This is a genomic window from Pseudomonas sp. NFACC10-1 (assembly GCF_900119195.1).
Lineage (GTDB): Bacteria > Pseudomonadota > Gammaproteobacteria > Pseudomonadales > Pseudomonadaceae > Aquipseudomonas > Aquipseudomonas cerasi.
This window is the reverse complement of the sequence record NZ_FPJB01000006.1, coordinates 298,865-322,897: the sequence shown is the minus strand read 5'-3', so window position 1 is coordinate 322,897 and position 24,033 is coordinate 298,865. Positions and strand designations below refer to the sequence as shown.

General features: G+C 62.8%; 2 protein-coding genes (1 of these 2 running past the window's edge). Both read right to left on the bottom strand.

The window, feature by feature from the left end; translation table 11 throughout:
• Positions 1-14,539: the 5' portion of a non-ribosomal peptide synthetase gene (locus tag BT119_RS18750; protein WP_072366603.1), read on the bottom strand. Its footprint begins 3,242 nt before the window's first position; only the first 14,539 of its 17,781 coding nucleotides appear in the window; it begins with the start codon at positions 14,537-14,539; its stop codon lies off the left edge, out of view.
• A complete protein-coding gene (locus BT119_RS18745) occupies positions 14,536-24,033 on the bottom strand; it encodes a non-ribosomal peptide synthetase (RefSeq protein WP_072366601.1) in 9,498 nt (3,165 codons plus the stop codon). Before BT119_RS18745 ends, BT119_RS18750 begins: the two co-directional genes overlap by 4 nt.

The following is a 24,033-nucleotide window of genomic DNA, read 5'->3' as shown; positions in this document are numbered from 1 at the left end:
GCACTGCCAGCAGCCCCGTCAGCGTCTCCAGACCGCGCCGCGCGACCACCGCCACCCGGTCGTCAGGACGTACGCCCAGTCCGATCAGATGATGGGCCAATGCGTTGGCACGGGCATTCAACTCGCCGTAGCTCAAATGCTGGTCGCCCGCCTGAGCAGCCAGTGCGTTCGGCTGGTCAAGCGCCTGCTGTTCGATACGTAGGTGAACGGGCAGCGGGTACTCCGCCGTAAGGCGATCGGCATTGAAGCCATTGAGCAGTTCGGTTCGCTCGGTGCCGGGCAGAATATTCAGGGTTTGAATCGGTTCCGCCGGTGACTGCTCGAGGGCATCGACCAGCCCGTTCACGGCACTGGAAAGGTACGCACAAATACGTCGGGCATCGATACCTGTCGAGGTCAGCGCCGTCAGGTCGAACGCTTCGCCCAGATCATCGACGCTGAGCGTCAACGGATAGCTGCTGCGCTCGCCGGACTGCAACAGCTCGATACCCTGCCAGGCCTCGCCGGCAGCCTCGTTTACCTCACTGGGCACCGCGCTGTGGCGGTAATTCAACAGCGCACTGAACAGCGGTACGCCCGCAGGCAAGGCGCTGCAACGCTGAGCGATTGCCAGAGAAGCCTGTTCGTGGGCAAGCAATCCGGTCAGGCGGCGGTGAGTCTGGGACAGAGCATCGCGTGCACTCTGATCGGCCAGGTCGATGCGCAGCGGCAAGGTGTTGATGAACACCCCGAGTGTACGTTCTGCACCCTCGCTGCCATTCAAGCGACCCAGCAGTACGGTGCCGAACACCACGCTGTCACGCCCGGACAATCGGCCCAGTACCTGCGCCCACGCCAGGTGCATCAGGCTGGCAGGACTGACACCCAGCTGCCGCACCTGATGGCGTAGCCGCCTGCTCAGGTCCGCATCCAGACGCACTCGGGCCTCGCCTGCAACCTCCGGCCCTGGCAACCAGGTCTGAGCGTACGCCAGGGTCGGCTCATCCAGATCGCCCAATTGCTCGCGGAAGAACGCTTCGTGCGTGTCGTCCCCCGCCCCCAGCAAGGTCTGCGCGATGTAGTTGCGGTAAGGCACTGGCGCAGGCAGTTGCGCTGCCTGATCGAGCAGTACCGCCTGCAATTCCTGGCTCAGCAGGTCCAGGGCAACGTGGTCCATGATCAGGTGATGGAACAGCAGGACCGCGACGATACGCCCGTTTTCCGGGTCATCGGCATGAACCAGACGCAACAGCGGTGCACGCACGAGCTCCAGCGGCTCGGGCGCATCCAGCGCCGCCAGCGGCACCTCGATCACCGGCAGATCGGCATGCCGCCAAACCACTTGCACAGGCGTTTCCAGACCTTCCCAGCACAGCGAAGTCCGCAACACGTCGTTGCGGGCGATGACCTGTTGCAGCGCCTGGCTGAAGGCATCCAGTCGCGAGCGGTCGGCAAAGGCGAAGCGTGCCTGCAAGCGATAGGGATCATCCTCAGCGGCGGACAGGTAGTGATAGAAAATGCCCGCCTGCAGAGGCCCCAGCGGGTAGATGTCCTGAATATTGCTCGCCCCCCCGGTAACGCTCGCGACAATGCGATCAATCCCTGCCTGATCCAGTTTCACCAGCGGCAACAGGTCCGGGGTGATTGATGTGCAATCCACACCGATCAGGTTGGCCGGAATCTTCACCTGAGCGCCGCTGCCGACGGCACGCGCCAGGGCGGCCAGGGTCGGCTGGGCAAACAACACGCGGATATCGGCATCCATGCCACGGCGACGCATACGCGCGATCAGGGTAACGGCGAGCAGTGAATGGCCGCCGAGTTCGAAGAAATGATCGTTGCGCCCTATTTGCTCGACTTGCAGCAGATCGCTCCAGATGTCGGCCAGGGCCATTTCCAGCTCGCCTTGCGGCGGCTCGTATTCGCGCCCTGGCATGGCGTCGCGATCCGGCACTGGCAAAGCACGTCGATCGACCTTGCCGTTGGCGGTCAGTGGCCACGCATCAAGGCGCACGAATGCACTCGGCACCATGTAGCCCGGCAGGCGGTCCAGCATGTCGGCACGCAGCCTGGCGATATCAAGCGCCGGGCGCGGGCCTTGTTCAATGAAATACGCCACCAGACGTGACTGTCCAGGTTCGTCCTCGCGCGCCACCACCAGCGATTCCTCGATACCCGGCAACGAGGTCAGTTGCGCCTCGATTTCGCCCAGTTCGATGCGCATACCACGGATTTTCACCTGATCGTCGTTACGCCCCAGATAGTCCAGCGTGCCGTCGGCATTCCAGCGTGCCAGATCACCGGTGCGGTACATGCGCGCCTGCGGGTGCTCACAGAACGGATCGCTGAGGAAGCGCTCGGCAGTGAGTTGCGGCTGATTCAGATAACCGCGCGCTACGCCTTCTCCGCCGATGTACAACTCGCCAGCAACACCGGTCGGCACCAGTTGCTGGTGCTCATCCAGCAGGTACACGCGGGTGTTGGCGATCGGCTTGCCGATGTCGAGGCTGCCGTCAGTCAACAGACGACCGGAAGTGGCGACCACCGTGGTTTCGGTCGGGCCATAGTTGTTGATCACAGCGAAACCTGGCTCGCGGTGGAACTGCCGCAGGCGGTCGCCACCGATCAGCAGCGTGTGCAGCGTTGGGTGATAGAGCTCGCGGCTGAACGCATATTCAGCCACCGGTGTCGGCAGAAACGCCACGTGCAGCGGCTGCGTGAGCCACCAGTCGAGCAGCAGATCGAGCTGTTCATTGCTGATCTCGGCGGGCGGGATATGCAGCGTTGCCCCTGCACACAGCGCCGGCCAGACTTCCCAGGCCATGGCATCAAAGCCGAAACCGGCCACCGTGGCCGTGTGACTGCCGACGTGCAAAGCGAACGCCTGGCAATGCCAGTGGACGAGATTGGCCAGCGTGCGGTGTTCGACCATCACGCCTTTCGGTTGCCCGGTCGAGCCGGAGGTGTAAATCACATACGCCAGATCGCCGGGCGTCAGCCCCGACACCAGCGGATTTGCCGGTTGCTCAGGCCATTGAGGTCGATCAAGCGCGAGCAGCGGCACTGTCAGTGCAGGCAGGCGCGCCATGAACGCCTGTTCCGCGAGCACCACTGCTGGCGCGCTGTCGGTCAGCAGGTAGCTTATGCGCTCATCGGGGTGCGCCGGATCCACCGGCACATAGCAGGCACCGGACTTGAGCACGGCCAGCAGGCTCACCAGCGTGTCCAGCCCACGACGCGCCACCACCGCGACGCGATCATCCGGGAGCACGCCCAGGCTGATCAGATGATGGGCAAGGCTGTTGGCCTGACGGTTCATCTGCGCGTAGCTCAGTGACTGCTCGCCGACCCTGGCGGCAACGGCTTCGGGTGTGCCTTCGGCGCGTGCTTCTATCAGGGCATGAATGGTCTGACCTTGCGGCAGATTCACCTCGCTGGCGTTGAGGCTTTCGAGCAGATACTCGCGTTCCTGCTGGCCCACCAGCGGGATATCAGCAAGCACCACCTGCTGGTTATTCACTAGCGTGCGCAGCAACTGTTCGAAATAACCGCAGTAACGCTGCACTGTTGCCTCGTCGAACAGCGCAGTGGCGTAGTCCAGCGTGCCGAACAAGGCATCACCCTGCTCGCCGAGGTTAAGCGACAGATCGAACTTGGAGACCTGACTCTGCTGCTCGACCGTCGTCAGCAACAGCCCGTCCATCTCCGGTAACGTCGTTTCCCCGGCCAGCCAGTTCAGCGTCGTTTGGAACAATGGACCGTGGGCCAGACTGCGTGTCGGGCGGACGATTTCCACGACCTGCTCGAACGGCAGGTCCTGATGGTCCTGAGCCTCCAGTACTCGCGTCCTGACCTGTGCCAGCAGCGCCTCACCGGTGGGTGCCGATGCCGTGTCGATGCGTATGGCCAGCGTATTGACGAACAGACCGATCAGCCCTTCCAGCTCGGCCCGACCACGGCCCGCGATCGGGCTGCCGATCACCACCTCGGCCTGACCGGAAAGACGCGACAGCAGTGCGCCCCACGCAGTCAGCAAGGTCATGTACAGCGTGACACCTTGCCGCTGTGCCAGCGCACGCAGACCTGCGGTCAGTTGCCCATCCAGCCGCACGTTGAGGCTGGCACCGGCGAAATCCTGCTGCGCCGGACGCGGCCGGTCTGCAGGCAGGGTCAGCAGTGTCGGTGCGCCTTCCAGCGCCTGCCGCCAATAGGCAGCCTGATGTTGCAGACGTTCGCCGCTCATCCAGCCCTGCTGCCAGACCGCATAGTCGGCGTACTGGATGCTCAGCGCTGGCAGTGGATCGGCCTCGCCGCGACGCAGCGCCGGGTACAACGCCAGTAATTCGCGGGTCAGAACTCCCATCGACCAACCATCGGAGACGATGTGGTGCACGGTCAGCAACAACACGTGCCGCTCGTCTTCCACCTGTAGCAGGCAGCCACGGATCAGCGGCCCACGCGTCAGATCGAACGCTGCGGTGGCCTCTGTTACGACGCGTTCGGTCAGGGTGTGCGGGTGTTGACGCAGGTCTTCGATAGGCAGGAACGACATGGCCGTCGCAGCTGTAAACACCACTTCGGCACCCTCCTCGCGGGCGATGAAGCGGCTGCGCAGGGTTTCGTGGCGCTCGACGATCCGCCCAAGCGCGGCCGTCAACGCTGCCACATCCAGCGATCCTTGCAGACTGAGGGCCAGCGGGATGTTGTAGGCCTGATTGCCACCCTCCATTTGTGCCAGAAACCACAAACGCTGCTGGGCAAACGACAGCGGTAGCGACTGATCACGCGGCGCAGGCAGGATCAGTGACAATTCACTGCGTCCGGTACCAGCCAGCGCACTGGCCACGGCTGCCAGTTCGCCCAGCGCGAAGAGTTCGCCCAATGGCAATTCCATCCCCATCTGCTGACGCACCTGCGACACCATGCGCATGGCCAGCAGGGAGTGCCCGCCCAGATCGAAAAAGTGATCATGGCGACCGACCCGCTCGAGCTGCAGAACTTCAGCCCAGATCTGCGCCAGGGCGATTTCAATCTCTCCCTGCGGTGGCTCGTAGGCCAGCCCCAACAGCGACGAATGATCCGGTTTGGGCAGTGCACGGCTGTCCAGCTTGCCGTTGGCCGTCAGCGGCAGAGCGGTCAGCTCGACAAAGGCTCCAGGCACCATGTATTCCGGCAGGTTGGCCTGCAAGTGAGCCCGCATTTGCTCTGGTGCAGGCGCTTCGGTGTCCAGTCGGCTGGTGAAATAGGCAACCAGACGCACATTGCCCGGCTCATCCTCGCGCGCCAGAACCACAGCCTCCCTGATGCCCGGCAACTGGTGCAGGCAGTTGACGATCTCGCCCAGCTCGATACGGAAACCGCGGATTTTCACTTGATCGTCGTTGCGTCCCAGACATTCCAGCTGGCCGTCCTCCAGCCAGCAGCCCAGATCGCCGGTGCGGTACATCACCGCGCCGGGCTGATCGCTGAACGGGTCGGCGATAAACTTCTCTGCGGTCAGGTCCGGACGATTCAGATAGCCCAGCGCTACACCGTCACCACCAATATAAAGCTCGCCAATCGCGCCCAACGGCGTCAGGTGCTGATGAGCATCGAGTACGTAGACCGTCGTGTTACCGATAGGCCTGCCGATCGGTATTGATTCGGCATTATCGCCCAGCGTTCGTACATCGCTGGCGGTCGCGAAGGTAGTCGTTTCTGTGGGGCCATACACATTCAACAAGTGCAGGCCCGGAGCCTGGGCAAGCAGCGTGCGGAAGCTCGCCGTGTCGGCACGCTCACCGCCGGAAAGCAACAGCCGAAGGCCGCCGAGTGCCTCGGGGATCAGTTGCACGTACTGGTTGAACAGCGCGCTGGTCAAAAACAGCACGCTGACATTGCCCTGACGCAGGGCTGCACTGAAACGCGTCGGGTCGATCAGCGTGGTGTGTTCGATCACCAACAGTTGCCCGCCGTTGAGTAAGGCACCCCAGACTTCCATGGTGCTGGCATCGAATGCCGGGTTGGAGGCAAAGGCGATGCTGTCCTGCTCGTTGAAGTCGGCATAACCGTTGTTCAATACCAGCCTGGCAATGCCGCGATGGGCCACGCGGACGCCTTTCGGGGCGCCCGTCGAACCGGAGGTATACATGACGTAAGCCGCTGTGTCGGACGCCTGTGGCAGGCCCGGGTCATGCGCAGGCTGGTCATCAAGGTTCAACCGGTCCAGATCGATGCGCTGCACCGTCGAGCCCATCGAGATGGCGCTCTGTGTCAGCACACATTTCGCCTGGCAGTCATCGAGCATGTAATGCTGGCGCTCGGCAGGCGCGTTGACGTCCAGCGGCACGTAGGTCGCTGCGCACTTGCAGATCGCCAACTGGCTGATGAGCAGCTCCAGCGAGCGCGGCAGCAGGATTGCCACGTGTTCGTTCGGCCGCACACCTTGTCCCAGCAGGTAGTGAGCCAAGTGGTTGGCGCGTTCGTTCAACTCACCGTAAGTGAGTGAACGACGGCCATGTACGGCAGCCACTGCATGCGGGTGAAGTGCAGCGCGGCGTTCGAACAGAAGGTGCACGGGCTGTTCGCGGGGGTAGTCACGCCGGGTATCGTTGAACGTTACCGACAGACGCTCGCGTTCTGCCTGCGGCACCACTGACGATTCGATCAGGGCCGCTGCCGATTGCTGCTCCAGGGCCTGCACCAGGTGGACAAGGGCTTGTTGTACGTAGACGCAAATCCGTTGCGGATCAATGCCCGGCGCAGCCTGGGCTGTCAGGCTGAAACCATCGCCGAAGTCATCGATACTCAAGGTCAGCGGGTAGTTGCTGCGCTCCTCTGCATGCACCACCTCAATCCCCTGCCATGCCGTGTTGTTCGCCTGGTCATCGACCTCAGGCACAGCGCTGTGGCGGTAATTGAGCAGCGTATTGAACAGTGGCGCGCCAGCCGGCAAGGCACTGCAGCGCTGGGTCAGAGCCAACTGAGCGTGCTCGTGGGCAAGCATCCCGACCAGACGACCATGAAGGTCGAGCACCGCACTGCGCGCGCAATGCCCGCCCAGATCCATGCGCAATGGCAAGGTATTGATGAACACACCCAGGGCGCGCTCACCGCCTTCACCGCCGCGTAACCGTCCAAGCAGCACGGTGCCGAATACCACGCTGTCACGCCCGGACAACTGGCCCAGTACCTTCGCCCAGGCAAGGTGCATCAACGTGGCAGCGCTGACCCCCAACTGCCTTGCCTGGTCGCGAACCTGACGGCACAGGCCGCCGTCCAGCGTGAGACGGGCTTCGCCAGGAATCTGCTCTGCGGATGCCGTTAACAGGCCGTAAGGCAAGGTCGGCTCATCGATATCGCCTAACTGCTCGCGGAAGAACGCTTCATGAGCGTCGTCGCCAGGCCCTTGCACAACGTGGGCGATGTAGTTCCGGTAAGGCACGGGCGCTGCGAGCTGAGCTTCGTTGTCCAGCAGTATGGCCTGCAACTCATGGCTCAATATATCGAGGCCGATATGGTCCATGATCACATGGTGGTAGCGCAGCACTGCTGCGATCCTTTTGTTGGCTGGATCATGGGCATAAACCAGCTGCAACAGCGGCGCCTGCGTCAGGTCCACGCGTGGTGCATTGAAAAGGTCCTGCAAGGCGGTCTCTTCAACCCGCAATGGCGCCTGACGCCAGACCACCTGCACCGGCGCTTGCAAACCCTCCCAGAACAACCCGGTGCGCAGGATATCGTTGCGCTCGATCACGCGCTGCAAGGCATGGCAAAAAGCGTCGAGACGCGAGGCGTCGGCAAAGGCGAACTGCGGCTGCAGCAGATAAGGATCGCGGTCCCCGGCTGTCAGGTGGTGATAAAGAATACCGGTCTGCAACGGGCCCAGCGGGTAGATATCCTGCACATTCGCAGCACCGCCCGGCACCCGCGCCACGATACGGTCGATAGCGGGCTGATCCAGCGCCACCAGCGGCAGCAGTTCAGGAGTGATGCGCTGACAGTGCGCATCGATCAGGTTGGCTGGCACATTGATTTCAGTGTCGCAACCTACGGCCGCAGCCAGCGCCGCCAGCGTAGGCTGGACAAACAGAACGCGAATGTCCGCACGCATGTCCAGACGACGCATGCGCGCAATCAGGGTCACGGCCAGCAACGAGTGGCCGCCCAGTTCAAAGAAATTATCCTGACGACCGACCTGCTCCACATGCAGCAGCTCGGCCCAGAGGCTCGCCAGGGCGGTTTCGATCGCCCCTTGCGGCGCTTCATAGGCGCGGCTGGCAATGCTGTCGCGATCCGGTGCCGGCAGGCTCTTGCGGTCCAGTTTGCCGTTCGCCGTCACCGGCAGGCTGGCCAGCCGTACATAGGCCGCAGGCACCATGTAATCGGGGAGCAGGCCCGACAGCCAGGCACGCAACTGTTCGATATCCAGCCCGGGTTTACCTTCACCCGAGGTGTAATAGCCAACCAGTCGTTTGTCACCCGGCACATCCTCGCGCGCCACCACCACAGCGTCGATAACATCTGGATGATCGTTCAGGCGAGCGGCGATCTCACCCAGTTCGATACGAAAACCACGAATCTTGACCTGTTCGTCATTACGGCCCATGTATTCCAGGCTGCCATCGGCCAGCCAGCGGGCCAGGTCACCGGTACGGTACATACGCGCATCAGGGGCGTGGCTGAACGGATTGTCGAGGAAACGTTCGGCCGTCAGTGCTTCACGGTTCAGGTAGCCGCGTGCCACACCGGCGCCGCCGACATACAGCTCGCCAACCACGCCCATCGGCACCGGCTCGCCGCGGGCATCGAGGACATACAGCTGCAAGTCGGGAATGCGCCTGCCAATCGGGCTGGCGCCAAGGCGCTGAGCGTCTTCGGGCTGCAACGGGTAATAGGTCACATGCACGGTGGTTTCAGTGATGCCGTACATGTTCACCAGTTGTGTGCCGGCATTCACGTTGCGGGCATACCACGGCTTGAGTATGACTGTGTCCAGCGCTTCACCGCCAAAGATCACCTTGCGCAACGCATGCGCCTGGCCGTTCTCGCCCTGTGCAGCAATCAGCTGACGGAACGCACTCGGCGTCTGGTTGAGCACCGTCACCCCGGCGCGGCACAGCAACGTATAGAAGTCTTCGGGCGAGCGGCTGACCAGTTGCGGCACGATCACCAAATGCCCGCCATGCAGCAACGCGCCCCAGATTTCCCAGACCGAAAAGTCGAAGGCGAACGAATGGAACAGCGCCCAGACATCCTGCTGGTTGAAACCGAACCATGCTTCGGTGGCCGAGAACAGCCGCGCAACGTTGCGGTGTTCGATCATCACGCCTTTGGGCTTACCGGTGGAACCGGAGGTGTAGATCACATAAGCCAGGTTGCCGGGCTTTACCAGCACCTGCGGATTGCAGACGGATTCGTCCTGCAAGTCGTCGTCGAGACTGATTACCGGCACTTCCGAGACCGGCAAGGTGCCCTGCACTGACCGCTGACTCAACAACGCCACCGGTGCGCTGTCCTCGAGGGTATAAGCCAGACGTTCAAGCGGATAAGCCGGGTCCAGCGGCACGTAGGCGGCACCGGCTTTGAGGATCCCCAGCAGGCCGGCGATCATCTGCAGGCCGCGAGGCGTGCAGATGGCGACTCGGTCGTCCGCACCAATGCCCATGCCAATCAGGCGATGCGCGATCCTGTTGGCCTGGGCGTTAAGTGTCGCGTAGCTCCAAGACTCCTCTTCATAGCTGACGGCAATCGCTTCCGGCGTGCGCTGCGCTTGCGCTTCAAACTGACTGTGCAGCGTCTGCTCTTGCGGATAAACCGCATCGGGTGCATTGAAACCTTCGGTCAATTGCAGACGCTCGGCCTCCGACAGCAGCGGAATGTGGCTCACAACCGTCTGGCTGTCAGCCACCATGGCGCGCAGTATCGCCTCCAGATACCCCAGATAGCGTTCGATGGTGCCCTGGTCAAACAAAGCCGTGGCATATTCCACGATGCAGCGGAAATGGTCGGGGCCATCGCTGACGCTCAGCGCCAGGTCGAATTTCGCAAAAGCGGCCTGTTCATCCAGCGGTTCGAGCTGCATATCGCCCAGTTGCAATTCCAGCCCCTGGCTGCCGTCCCAGGTCAGCGATGCCTGGAATAACGGGCTGTGCGCGAGGCTGCGCGGCGGCCGCAGGCGCTCTACCACTTGTTCGAAAGGCAGGTCCTGATGGTCCTGCGCTTCCACCACGCGGGCCTTGATGCGCTCCAGCAGCGTCACCACATCCGGCTCGCCCGACGTGTCGACACGCACGGCCAGGGTGTTGACGAACAGACCGATCAAGCCTTCGATTTCAGCACGACGGCGGTTGGCAACCGGCATGCCGACGACCACCTCTTCCTGTCCGGACAGCCGCGCCAGCAATACGGCCCATGCGCCCATGAACAGCATGAACGGTGTCATCGACTGTGCCTGGCAGAAGGCTCTGAGGTCGTTGCTCAGACGCGGATCGAGATCCAGCGCGACGCTGGCCCCGGTGTAGTCCTGATGCGCAGGACGTGGACGGTCGGTGGGCAGGGTCAGCAATACCGGCGCCCCCGTCAGGGTCTGCTGCCAATAATCGGCCTGATGACTCAACCGCTCGTCGTCCAGCCAGTTGCGTTGCCACACGGCGTAATCGCCATATTGCAGCGCCAGCGCGGGCAGTGAATCGTCCTGCCCTTGACTGAACGCCTGGTAGAGCGCGGTCAGCTCGCGGGTCAGTACGCCCAGCGACCAGCCGTCAGCAACGATGTGATGCACGGTCAGCAACAAGACGTGACGGTCTTTAGCCAGACACAGCAAACGGCCACGGATCGGCAGGTCGTGTTGCAGGTCGAAGGGCTGCGCGGCCTCTTCCCTGATCACTGCCTGCAGCGCTTGCGGGTCCTGATCGCGTAAATCCTGCCAGCAGATGCGCGGCACTTCATTCACCGGCGCTGCCTGTACCCAGGCATTGTCGTCTTCCTGGCTGAAGCGGCTGCGCAGGCTGTCGTGGCGGGCCACAATACGTTCCAGCGCACGCGTCAATGCTCGACTGTCCAGCGGACCGCTCAGTTTCAGGCCCAGCGAGATGTTGTAGGCGCTGTTGGCATCTTCCATTTGCGCCATGAACCAGATGCGCTGTTGAGCAGAAGACAAAGGTACAGGACCATTGCGTGGCTGCACTTCGATGACCGGCAACTGACTGCGCGCGGCAGCGGTCAGGCAGTGTGCGACCGCGATCAGCGAACTGTCGGCAAACAGGTCGCCAAGGGCCAGTTCCAGTGACAGGCGCTGACGTACCTGAGAAACCATGCGCATGGCCAGCAGCGAATGACCGCCCAGCTCGAAGAAACGGTCATGACGCCCTACTCGCTCGACCTGCAGCAATTCGCTCCAGATCAGGGCCAGTGCGCTCTCCAGATCGCCTTGCGGGGCCTGGTATTCGCCGGTCGACAGCGCGGCGCGGTCGGGTACCGGCAAGGCACGGCGGTCAACCTTGCCATTGGCCGTCAACGGCCAGCTGTCCAGGCGCACCAATGCACCGGGCACCATATAACCCGGCAGACGGGCCAGCAGCGCGGTACGCAATTGTTCCACGCTGCTGGCGACAGCGCCTGCACGCTCGGTGAAGTAGCCCACCAGCCGTGGTTGCCCCGGTTCGTCTTCACGAGCCAGTACCAGTGCTTCCTCGATACCCGGCAACTGGCTGAACTGGTTTTCGATTTCTCCCAGCTCGATGCGCACCCCGCGAATTTTCACCTGATCGTCATTACGACCCAGATATTCCAGGGTGCCATCAGCATTCCAGCGCGCCAGATCCCCAGTGCGGTACATGCGCGCCTGTGGTTGCCCGGCGAACGGGTCATGCATAAAGCGTTCTGCTGTCAGTTGCGGTTGATTCAGATAACCGCGGGCGACACTGTCGCCGCCGATATACAGCTCGCCCGGTACCCCGAGCGGGACCAACTGTTGGCGTTCATCAAGCAGGTAAATCGAGGTGTTGGCGACCGGTTTGCCGATGTCCAGGCTGCCGTCGGGTAGTAAGCGACCGGAGGTGGCGACCACCGTGGTTTCGGTGGGGCCATAATTGTTGATCACCGCAAAGCCGGGATCGCGATGGAACTGGCGTAGCCGGTCACCGCCGATCAGCAGCGTGCGCAGGGTTGGATGACGCAGATTGCGACTGAAAGCGTATTCGGCCACCGGAGTGGGCAGAAAAGCGACCTGCAGTGGCTGGGCGATCCACCAGTCAAGCAGCGCATCGAGCTGCTCATTGCCGATTTCGGCCGGTGGCAGGTGCAGCGTCGCCCCGGCGCACAAGGCCGGCCAGATTTCCCAGGCCATGGCGTCGAAACCGAAGCCCGCCACACTGGCGGTATGACTGCCCGCGTGCAGATCGAAGGCCTCACGGTGCCAGTCGATCAGATTGTTCAGCGAGCGGTGTTCGACCATCACGCCCTTGGGTTGGCCGGTCGAGCCCGAGGTGTAGATCACATAGGCGAGATGGGTCGCATCGAGCGTGGCGATATGAGGATTGTCTTGCTGCTCCGGCCAGTTTGCCAGGTCCAGCTCGATCAGCGGGGTGTTCAATCCCGCCAGGCCCAACCCTTGCAGGCGTTCGACAAACGCCGGTTGAGCCAATACCGCAACCGGCGCGCTGTCGCCGAGCAGATAGGCAATGCGCTCATCCGGGTGCGCCGGATCGACCGGCACATAGCCCGCACCGGCCTTGAGCACCGCCAGCAAGCCGACCAGCGTCTCCAGGCTGCGCCGCGCTACCACCGCCACACGGTCATCGGATTGTACGCCAAGACTGAGCAAATGATTGGCGAGCGCATTGGCCCGCGCGTTCAGCTCGCGGTAGCTCAGGTGTTGTGCACCTACCCGTGCGGCAATGGCGTCAGGCTGCTGCTCTGCCAGCTGTTCGATACGCTGATGAATCGTCAGCCTGCGTTCGTAGTCGGCACGTCGGTCATTGAAGTCCAGCAACAACCGCGCACGCTCGCTGGCAGGCACGATATCAAGCTGTTCGACCGGCATCTGCGGCGTCTGCTCCAGCGCATCGACCACGCTTTCCATGGTCCATTGCATATAGGCGCAAATGCTTTGCGGGTCGATGCCTGCGGTGGCTTGTGCCGTCAAGCCAAAGGCTTCACCCAGATCATCGACGCTCAGTACCAGCGGATAATTGCTGCGCTCCTGAGCCTGTAGCACTTCAATGCCTTGCCATGTTTCACCGGACGCCTGCGCCGGCGCACTGTGGCGGTAGTTGAGCAACGCGTTGAACAACGGCGTCGGCGCCTTTACCCCACTGCAGCGCTGCGCCAGTGCCAGCGGTGCGTGTTCGTGGCGCATCAGCGCGGTCAGGCGCTGATGGGTGGCGCGCACTGCGGCTTGCACGCCCTGCTCAGCCAGATCGAGGCGCAGCGGCAATGTGTTGATGAAGATGCCCAGCGCCCGCTCTGTGGCTTCGGCACCCAGCAGGCGTCCCATCAGCACGGTGCCGAATACCACCTGCGATTGTCCGGCGAGGCCCGCCAGCACCCGTGCCCAGCCCAGATGGAACAGGCTGGCGACACTGATGCCCAGGGTTCGCGACTGAGCGCGCAGGCGCTGACACAACTGCTGATCGAGCGTGACGCTGTGCTCTTCGATGGCATCTCCCTCACCGCTCAAATCCTGCAGGCCGTAGGCCAGTGTCGGTTCGTCGAGATCACCCAGCATTTCGCGAAAAAACGCTTCATGCTGAGCTTCGCTGACGCCCAGCAGCGCCTGTCCGACATAGTTGCGAAACGGTACCGGTACGCCCAGCATTTCGGCTTGCCCTGACAGGCAGGCCTGTATTTCATGGCGCACCACCTCAAGGGCACTGTGGTCCATGGCAATGTGGTGGAACAGCAGCGTAGCTTCGACCCGTTGCCCTGCCGCAGGGGCATGGCAGACCAGGCGCATCAGCGGCGCCTGGCCCAGGTCCATCGTCAGGTCTGCCGCGAGCGGCGAGCGGTCGACCTTCAGTTCAGCGTGGCGCCAGACCACCTGCACCGGGGTTTCCAGCCCCTTCCAGTGCACCGACGTACGCAGAATGTCATGCCGGGTAATGACGGTTTGCAACGCCTCGGCGAACGCGTTCAGACGTGCCTGATCGGAAAAGGCGAATTGCACCTGCATGACATAGGGATCGCCCTGGGTGGCGGTGACGTGGTGGTAAAGAATGCCCTGCTGCAGCGGCGCCAGCGGGTAGATGTCCTGGACATTCGCGGCACCTCCCGGTATCGCGTCCATCAACAGGTCGATAGCCGCCTGATCAAGGTCCACCAGCGTCACCATTGCGGGGGTGATTAGCTCGCAACCCTGTTCGATGCCGTTGGCTGGCAATGCCGGTGCGCCGCGCTTGCCGTTCTGATAATCGCCCTGTTCGATGAGCTCGATCAGCGCCGGCTTATGCTCACGCAGATGTTCAAGTAGCCCGTTCTCGGTCAAGGCACGGCGATTGCCCTGTACCACCAATTGACCGTCCTTGACCGTCAGGTGGATTTCGTGAGCTTTGAGTGTCGCCAAGAGTTCGTTGATGCTCACAGGGTAATCTCCATGTTCTCTGTGATGGCTGCGTAGCCCGCCAGCGTAGGTTGTTCGAAAAGCGCCCGTACATCGGCCTCGATGCCTTCCTGGCGCAGGCGCGCAGTCAGACTCACCGCCAGCAGCGAATGACCGCCCAGCTCGAAAAAGTTGTCATGACGGCCGACCTGCCCAACCCCGAGCAGTTCGCTCCAGAGCCTGGCCAGCAAGGCTTCGGTTTCGCCTTGCGGTGCTTCATAAGGGCGGGTCAGGAGCGCATCCTGCCCGGGCGCAGGCAGCGCCTTGCGATCCAGCTTGCCGTTGGGGCTCAGGGGCATGGCATCCAGATGCACGAACAGTGCGGGCACCATGTAATCCGGCAACTGCGCGCGCAGCACCTCACGCAAGGTCTCGACCGGCAGCTGTGTGCCGGTGTAATAGGCCACCAGCCGCTGCCCGCCCGGTTGCTCGTCGCGCACCAGAACGATTGCCTGTTCGATACGCGGATGGTTGATCAGGCAGGCCTGAATGTCGCCCGGTTCGATACGCAATCCGTGGATCTTCACCTGATCGTCGTTGCGGCCAAGGAACTCGAGGTTACCGTCTGCCCGCTGGCGTACCAGATCGCCACTGCGGTACAGGCGATCACCCGTCACGAAGGGGCTGTCGATAAAACGCTCGGCGTCGGTCTTTGGCAGGTTCAGGTAGCCACGCGTCACCCCGGCACCGCCGATATGCAGCTGGCCGATAACCCCCTGCGGTACGGGCTGGTCATGGGCATCGAGCACGTAAAGCCGCGTGTTGCTGATCGGACGCCCGATAGGCAAGGCGCTGTCCGGCACAGCTTCGTTGGGTCGCAGCGTCCAGACACTGCAATCGACGGTGGTTTCGGTCGGGCCGTACACGTTGTGCAGGCGTACCTCTGGCAAACGTTTGCGTAGCTGCGCGGCCATCTCCACGGTCAGCTCACCGCCCCCGCAGACCACGTCGGTCAGGCTGCTGCACGCGCTGCTCTGCGGCAGATCGAGGAACTGCTGTAACAGCGCAGGAACGAACTGCACCACGCTGACCTGGCGTTCCTGAATCACTTGCGCCAGGTAGGCAGGATCGCGCTGGCCGTCAGGACGCGCGAGCACCAGCGCAATACCACTGCTCAGTGGCCAGAAGATCTCCCAGACCGAGGCGTCGAAGCTGATCGGGGTCTTTTGCAGCAAGACGGTGTCCGAGCTGGGTGGGCACAATACCGAGCTCCACTGCACCAGGTTGCTGACGTTGCGGTGCTCGACCATCACTCCTTTCGGCGTGCCGGTGGAGCCCGAGGTGTAGATCACATACGCCAGATGCTCCGCGGTCAGGCCGGTAACGCGCGGATTCTGATTACGCTGTGCGTCCCAGGTCACGCTGTCCAGATCGATCCGCAGGGCGTGCTCGTCGTCGAGCAGATCGCGGGTGCCGGCTTGTACCAGCAAGGCGACCGGTGTGCTGTCCTTGACCATGTACTGCAAACGCTCGCGCGGGTAGCTGGGGTCCAGTGGTACGTAAGCGCCACCGGCCTTGAGGATCGCCAGCAGACCGATCACCATCGACAGGCCGCGCTCGACGCAGATCGCGACCCGTTGATCGGGCCGCACGCCCAGATCGATCAGGTGATGAGCCAGGCTGTTGGCCTGTTCATTGAGCTGGCGATAGCTCAATTGTGCACGTCCGGCGCGCAGGGCTATCGCCTGCGGCGTACGCACCGCCTGGGCTTCGAACAGCCCGTGCAGGGTTTGCTGAAGATCGTGGTGGATCGCCGTGGCGTTGAAGTCGACCAGCGAACGCTGCCGCTCTTCAGCGCCGAGTACCGACAGGTGCTGCACCGGTAGATCCGGCTGGCCTTCAAGGGCGTCAAGCATGGTCACCAGCGTCTGCTGCACATAAGCACAGATACGTTGCGCCCCTACCCGGGGTGGCACGGTAACGCTCAGACGCAGGCTGTCGCCCAGATCGTCGACGTTGAGGCTCAACGGGTAGTTGGTGTGCTTCTCGCTGGTCAGAATCTCCAGGCCTTGCCATGCATCGAGCTGCGCATCCTGGCGCGCCTGGCCTGCTGCGTGTCGATAGTTGAGGATTGCACTGAACAACGGCAATGGCGCTGCCACCCCGCTCCAGCGCTGTGCCTGAGCCAGGGATGCGTGCTCATGGCCAAGCAGTGCCGCCAGTCGGGCATGCGTGGCACGTGCGCCGTCGCGCACACTGAGGTTGCCCAGATCGACCCGCAACGGCAGCGTATTGATGAACATGCCCATACCACGGTCGGCACCCGCACCGCCCTGCAAACGACCCAGCAGCACAGTGCCGAATACCACGCGGTCATTGCCGGTGGCCGCGCCCAGAACCCGCGCCCAGGCCAGATGCAACAGGCTGGCGACGCTGACACCCAGTTGCCGTGCCTGACTGCGAAGGCGCTGTAGCAACGCATCGGGCAGCACCTGCTGGGCTTCCTCGATGCAACAGCCGTCACCCTGCACATCGCGCAGATCGAATGGCAACGTCGGCTCGTCTATATCGCCCAGTTGTTCGCGGAAATATGCCTCATGCTCCGCCTCGCTGACACCCAGGCGTGCCTGAGCCACATAGTTGCGATACGGCACAGCGGGCTGAGTCGGGCCCGGCTCGCCGCGCAGATGGGCGAGCATTTCTTCGCGCATGACTTCGAGTGCAGTGGCGTCCACCACAATGTGATGGAAGCGCAGCGTTGCCGACAGGCCTGGGCCTTCCGCGTCCGGGCAGTAGGCCAGGCGGATCAGCGGCGCACAGCTCAAGTCCATACGCGCCGCGCCCGCCGGGGTGTCGATTTGCGCCATTGTCACACGCTCGACAAGCAGATCCGCCTGGCGCCAGACCACCTGTTGCGGCGTTTCCAGGCCTTCCCAGACGATCGCCGTGCGCAGACTGTCGTGCCGCGCGATGACCTTGCGCAAGGCAGCGGCCACTGCCTCCAGACGCTCCGGGCTGTCGACGTTCATGCGCAATTGCAGCAAGTACGGGTCGCCCTGCTCGGCAGTCAGGTGGTGATAGAGGATGCCTTCCTGCAGGGGCGCCAGCGGGTAGATTTCCTGAATATTGGCCGCACCGCCAGGCACCGTGGCGACAATGCGCTCGATGGTCGTCTGGTCGAGCTGTGACAGGCTCAGCAGCTCTGGCGTGATGTGGGTGCAACCGGCCGGAACGCGATTGAGCGGCGTCGGGACTTCACGCCCTTTACCCACGGATGCGGCCAGCGCGGCGACGGTCGGCTGGCCGAGCAGGACACGTACATCGACGCTGAGTCCGGCGTTGCGCAGGCGCTCGACCAGACTGACCGCCAGCAGCGAGTGGCCGCCCAGTTCAAAGAAGTTGTCATGCCTGCCGACTTTTTCCAGGCCAAGCACGTGCGCCCAGAGATCAGCCATAAGGATCTCCGTTGCACCCACGGGTGCCTCGTAGGCCTGACTGGTCAGCGCTTCCAGCTCCGGGTCCGGCAAGGCACGGCGGTCAAGCTTGCCATGGCTGGTCAGCGGCAGCGCGTCCAGGCGTGTGAAGGCCAGCGGCACCATGTGCGCGGGAAGACGTGCACGCAACGCTTCGCGCAGCGCTTCGGGTTCGACAGGAGCGTTTTCGGTGAACCAGGCCAGCAAACGTTCACCGCGCACCAGCACCACAGCGTCCTGCACCTCGGCCTGACTGGCCAGCGCCGACTCGATTTCGCCCAGCTCGATGCGCATGCCGCGAATTTTCACCTGGTCGTCGTTACGCCCCAGGTAGTCGAGGCTGCCATCGGCATTCCAGCGCACCAGATCGCCGCTGCGATACAGGCGCGCCTGCGTTGCGGCACTGAACGGGTCGGCAATAAAACGCTCTTCGGTCATTTGCGGACGATTCAGATAGCCACGGGCAACCCCCGCGCCACCGATATACAGCTCGCCGACGACACCCACCGGCACCGGCTGCAACTGCTCGTCCAGCACATACACGCGAGTGTTGGTGATCGGGCCGCCGATATGCAACGGGCCGCCCGGCTGCACGGCACCAGAGGTCGCCACCACAGTGGTTTCAGTCGGGCCGTAATTGTTGATCACGGCGAAGCCAGGGTCGCTGTCGAACTGGCGCAGACGGTCGCCGCCGATCAGCAACGTGCGCAGCGTCGGGTGCTGGCGCGGGCGTCTGAAGGCCTGCTCGGCCACCGGGGTGGGCAGGAAACCGACCTGAAGTGGCTGTTCCAGCCACCAGTCGAGCAGTTCATCGACGTGCTCGTTGCCGACTTCGGCCGGTGGCAGATGCAGCACTGCACCGGCACACAGCGCCGGCCACACTTCCCAGGCCATGGCGTCGAAGCCGAAACCGGCCACGCTCGCCGTATGACTGCCAGCCTGCAGAGCGAACGCCTGACAGTGCCAGTGCACCAGATTGACCAGCGTGCAGTGCTCGACCATGACGCCCTTGGGCTGACCGGTGGAGCCGGAGGTGTAGATGACGTACGCCAGTTTTTGCGCATCAAGGTCCGCAACGCAGGGGTTATTGCCGGAAGAGCCAGGCCAGTCAGCCTGCTCGATGTTCACCCGGGCAGTATCGCCGGCCAGATCATGAGTCAAGTTTTCAGTCAGAACCACGCGGGGCGCGCTGTCCTGTAGGAGGTAGGCAATACGCTCAGCCGGATAGACCGGGTCGACCGGCACGTAGGCCGCACCGGCCTTGAGCACCGCCAACATGGCAACCAGGCGTTCGGGACCACGGTGCAGGCACAGGGCAACGCGTTCATCGGTTTTGACGCCCAGCCCCATCAGATGGTGGGCCAGGCGATTGGCGCGCTGGTTGAGCTGAGCGTAGGTCAGGACATGGCCGCCCTGAATCACCGCTGGGCTGTCTGGCTGGCTGGCAGCCTGCGCTTCGATCAACGCATTCACGGTGCAGTCCTGCGGGAACGGCTGCTCGCTGCCATTGAAATCGAGCAACAAATGGTTGCGCTCTGCCGCATCGAGAATCGCTACGTTCTCCAGCCGCAGCGGCAGCGCCTGTTCCAGAGTGTCCAGCAGATGCTCCAGCGTGTTGAGCACCCAGCCAGCGATACGCTCGGCTCCCATACCCTGCTGCGCCAGCATATGCAGGTCGAAACCTTCGCCCAGATCGTCCACGCAGAGGGTCAGCGGGTAGTTGCTGCGTACATCGCCACCGAGCACCCGCACGCCTTGCCAGAGCCCTTCGCCGTCCTGCGGTTTTACCTCCCCGCTGTGGCGATAATTGAGCAAGGCACTGAACAGCGGGGAACCTGATGCCACCGCACTGCAGCCTTGGGCGAGTACCAGTGAAGCCTGCTCGTGAGCGATCAGCGCAGACAGCTTCGTGTGGACCGCTTTGACGGCTGAACGAGTGTCCTGCGCCGTATCCACGCGCAGCGGCAAGGTATTGATAAACACACCGAGTGCCCGATCAGCGCCCTCACCGCCCATGCGTCCCAGCAACACAGTGCCGAACACCACGTCGCGACGATTGGCGAGCACGCCCAGAACCCGCGCCCATACGACGTGCATCAGACTTGCAGCGCTCACCCCGAGCTGGCGTGCCTGTTCGCGCAGCCGCAGCGCCAGCTCAGGGTCGAGGGCCCGTCGCTCCTCCTCGATGCCACTGCCATCGGCGTGTACGTCCTGTATGCCAAAAGGCAGGGTTGGCTCATCGACGTCACCGAGCATTTCAGTGAAAAACGCTGTGTGGCTTGCCTCATCATTGGCCAGGCGTACTTGCGCGACGTAGTTGCGATACGGCACTGGCGTTTTCAAGTCATAGCGGTGGCCGAACAGCAACGCTTGCATCTCGCGGCTGACGATCTCCATCGCCGTGTTATCCAGCACCAGATGGTGGAAGAGCAGAATGGCGACGGTTTCGCCGCTCGACGATTGCTGGGCATGCACCAGACGCATCAAGGGGGCCTGGGTCAGATCCAGTCGATGATGACGAGCGTCGAACTGGCGTTGCAGACGGTCGATGACAGCCGTTTCGGGGTCTTCGGCCTCGAACTCGATGGCTTGTACTGTCAGCTCGGCATTGCGCCAGACCACCTGTTGCGGGCTTTCCAGGCCTTGCCATACCACTGAGGTGCGCAGGATATCGTGGCGGTCGATAACCTCCTGCAAGGCCGCGGCCCAACTATACAGGCGCTCCGGCGTGTCGAACGCCAGGCGCCATTGCAGCAGATAGGTATCGCCGTGCTCTGCGATCAGGTGGTGATAGAGAATGCCTTCCTGCAGCGGTGCCAGCGGGTAGATATCCTGCACATTGGCAGCACCGCCCGGTACGCTGGCGACGATGCGGTCAATGGCTGACTGTTCGAGCGCCACCAGACTCAACATGCCCGGAGTGATCTGCTTGCAGCCTGCCGGAATAAGGTTTGCCGGCACTTTGAAGGTGTTGACGTCCGTCTGAGATGCCGCCAGAGCGGCCAGTGTCGGCTGGCTGAGCAGCACATGCACATCCGCCTTGAGTCCGGCCTTGCGCAGTTGCTCTACCAGACTGACGGCCAGCAGTGAATGGCCGCCCAGTTCGAAAAAGTTGTCGTGCCGCCCTACGCGCTCGATGCCCAGCACTTGTGCCCAGATGACCGCCATGGCGATTTCCACTTCGCCCTGTGGTGCTTCATAAGCGTTGCCGAGCAGGTACGCCGGGTCGGGATCGGGCATCGCACGACGGTCAAGTTTGCCGTTGGCCGTCAATGGCAGCGACGCCAGCCGGGTAAAGGCACGCGGCACCATGTAGCCCGGCAGACGTGCGCGCATTGCCGCTGACAGCGTGTCGGTGTCGACCGTGGCGGTTTCGGTGAACCAGGCAAGCAGATGGAGATCGCGAACCAGCACGACTGCGTCTTTCACACCGTCCAGACTGGCCAGCACCGACTCGATTTCGCCCAGCTCAATGCGCATGCCTCGAATCTTCACCTGGTCGTCGTTACGGCCCAGGTAATCCAGAGTCCCGTCGCCGTTCCAGCGTACAAGATCGCCACTACGGTACATACGTGCCTGCGCGACATCGCTGAACGGGTCGGCAACAAAGCGCTCGTCGGTGAGTTGCGGCTGGTTCAGATAGCCCCGCGCAACACCCTCACCGCCAATGTAAAGCTCACCGGGTACTCCGACGGGCATCGCTTGCAAGTGCTTGTCGAGTACGTAAACACGGGTGTTGGCGATGGGGCCGCCAATGTGCAGCGCGCCATTGGCCTGCACCTGACCGGAGGTGGCGACAACGGTGGTTTCGGTCGGACCATAGTTGTTGACGACGGCATAACGGCGGTTGTGAGTGAACTGGCGCAGACGATCGCCGCCGATCAGCAGCGTACGCAAGGTCGGATGGTCGTGATTCTGGCTGAAGGCGTACTCGGCCACCGGGGTGGGAAGAAAGCTCACGTCCAGCGGTTGCGCGCGCCACCAGTCGAGCATGGCTTCAATGTCCTCACCACCGTCCTGGACCGGCGCCAGATGCAGGGTTGCACCAGCACACAGGGTCGGCCAGACCTCCCAGGCCATCGCGTCAAAACCGAAGCCGGCCAGGCAAGAAGTATGACTACCCGCCTTCACATCGAAAGCCTGACAGTGCCAGTCAACCAGATTGGCCAGGGTTCGATGCTCTACCATCACGCCTTTGGGCTGGCCTGTGGAGCCGGATGTGTAAATGACGTAGACCAGATTGTCGCTGCCCAGCCCCGCTACCTGCGGATTATTCTCGGCACCCTGGCCGCCGGTGCAATGGTCCAGCTCAATCAGCGGCATTGCCAGCGGCGGCAGACGCTCGGCCAGCGAAGACAGGGTCAGCACCACCACCGGCGCGCTGTCACTGAGCAGATAATGCAGGCGTTCACGCGGGTGCGACGGGTCGATGGGCACATAAGCCGCCCCCGCCTTGAGGATGGCCAACAGCCCTACCAGGGTTTCCAGGCCACGGCGCGAAACGATTGCCACGCGATCGTCAGGGCGTACGCCCTGGTAGATCAGGCGCTGAGCCAGGGCATTGGCCTGCCGGTTGAGTTGCGCGTAGGTCAGGTGTTGCCCCTGGAATATCGCCGCCACGGCATAGGGGCGAGTACGGGCCTGCTGTTCGATGCGTCGATGAATCAGTTGCTCGTCGCCCACAGCCGTTTCAGTCTGATTCCAGGTCTGCAGTTGCAATTGCTCGGCACGTGCAGACAGGTGGAAGTCCTGAATCTTCAAAGCCGGGTTTTCCAGCCCCTGTTCCAGAACGTGCAGCAAACGTCCGGCAATCGACGAGGCCTCGTCGTCATCGATCCAGGCACGGTGGTGAACCAGGTGCAGCGAGGCATCGTCGTTGCAACTGTTGCTGCGCAAGTGGATGGCCAGCGGCGTCGCCTCGTAACCATTGGACACTTTTACCGTCCGCGCCTGCGCATCGGTGTAGCAATAACCGTGGTCCTCCAGCTCGTAGGACACCGAAACTTCGAACAGTTGCGCCCGTCCCTCACGCGACAATTCGAGGCTGCGATTGAGCTCGCTCAAGGGGAAGCGCTGATGACGGAAGTCACGTTTCAGTGCGTCACGCACCTCGACCACCAAGGCAGCGAAGTCCAGCCCGTCGTCGAAAGCCATGCGCACGGCACTGACCTGAGCGAAGTGACCCAGCGTCGCCTTGAAGCGCGCGCCGCTGCGGTTGAGCAGCGGCAGCCCGACAATCCACTCGTCGCGTTGCGCAGTGCGCGTGAAATAGACATGCAGAACCGCCAGCAGTACATGAAACGCAGAGGCGTTGTGGTGCTCGGCAAATTGTTTCATGCGCGCATGTAAGGTGCCGGGAAGCGGCTGCACCCAGGCATGGGACGGCGCCGGGTCAGTCGCCCGGCGGTTGTGATAGCGCGACACCAGCAACGGCTCCGGCAAATCGCGGTATTTCTCCAGCCAATAGGCCCTGTCCAGCGAATAGCGTTCTGACGCCTGATACCGGGCATCGTCTGCAATGAAGTCGCTGTACCCCGGTGCAACCAGTTCGAGGTCTTTACCTGCCATCAATGCGCTGTAAAGCTCACCCAGGGACTTGAACAACTGTGCGAAACCCCAGCCATCGAGAATCAGGTGGTGGGCCTGGCCTGCCAGCCAGTGGCGATCATCCGCCAGACGGATGAGGCAAAAGTCGAGTAGCGGGCTGCCGTCGAGCACGTACGGGCGGCGCATGTTGTCGTTGATCAGTGCTCGCGCTGCCTGCTCCGGCTCGGGGTGGCTGCCGAGGTCGTAAAATGGCAGTGACACCGGCATGGAGGCCGCATAAGTCTGAAGCGGCACGCCATCCGCTCCGGCACCCGGCATCAGCACCGTGCGCAGCGCCTCATGTGCACCAACCAGTTGCTCCAGCGCCTTGTGCAGGGTTGCCGGGTCAACCGCTCCGGACAGTTGCAGATAGCCGCCAATGTTATAAAGCGGAGAGTCACCGCGGCTGATCTGATCAAGCCAGACGTCGCGCTGAGCAGCAGTCAATGGGAATGTTGCGGCGCTGGAGGCGAGCAT

Excerpts from the sequence above, each read along its gene's own strand:
- BT119_RS18745 (WP_072366601.1), bottom strand. The coding sequence starts at position 24,033 with ATGCTCGCCTCCAGCGCCGCAACATTCCCATTGACTGCTGCTCAGCGC.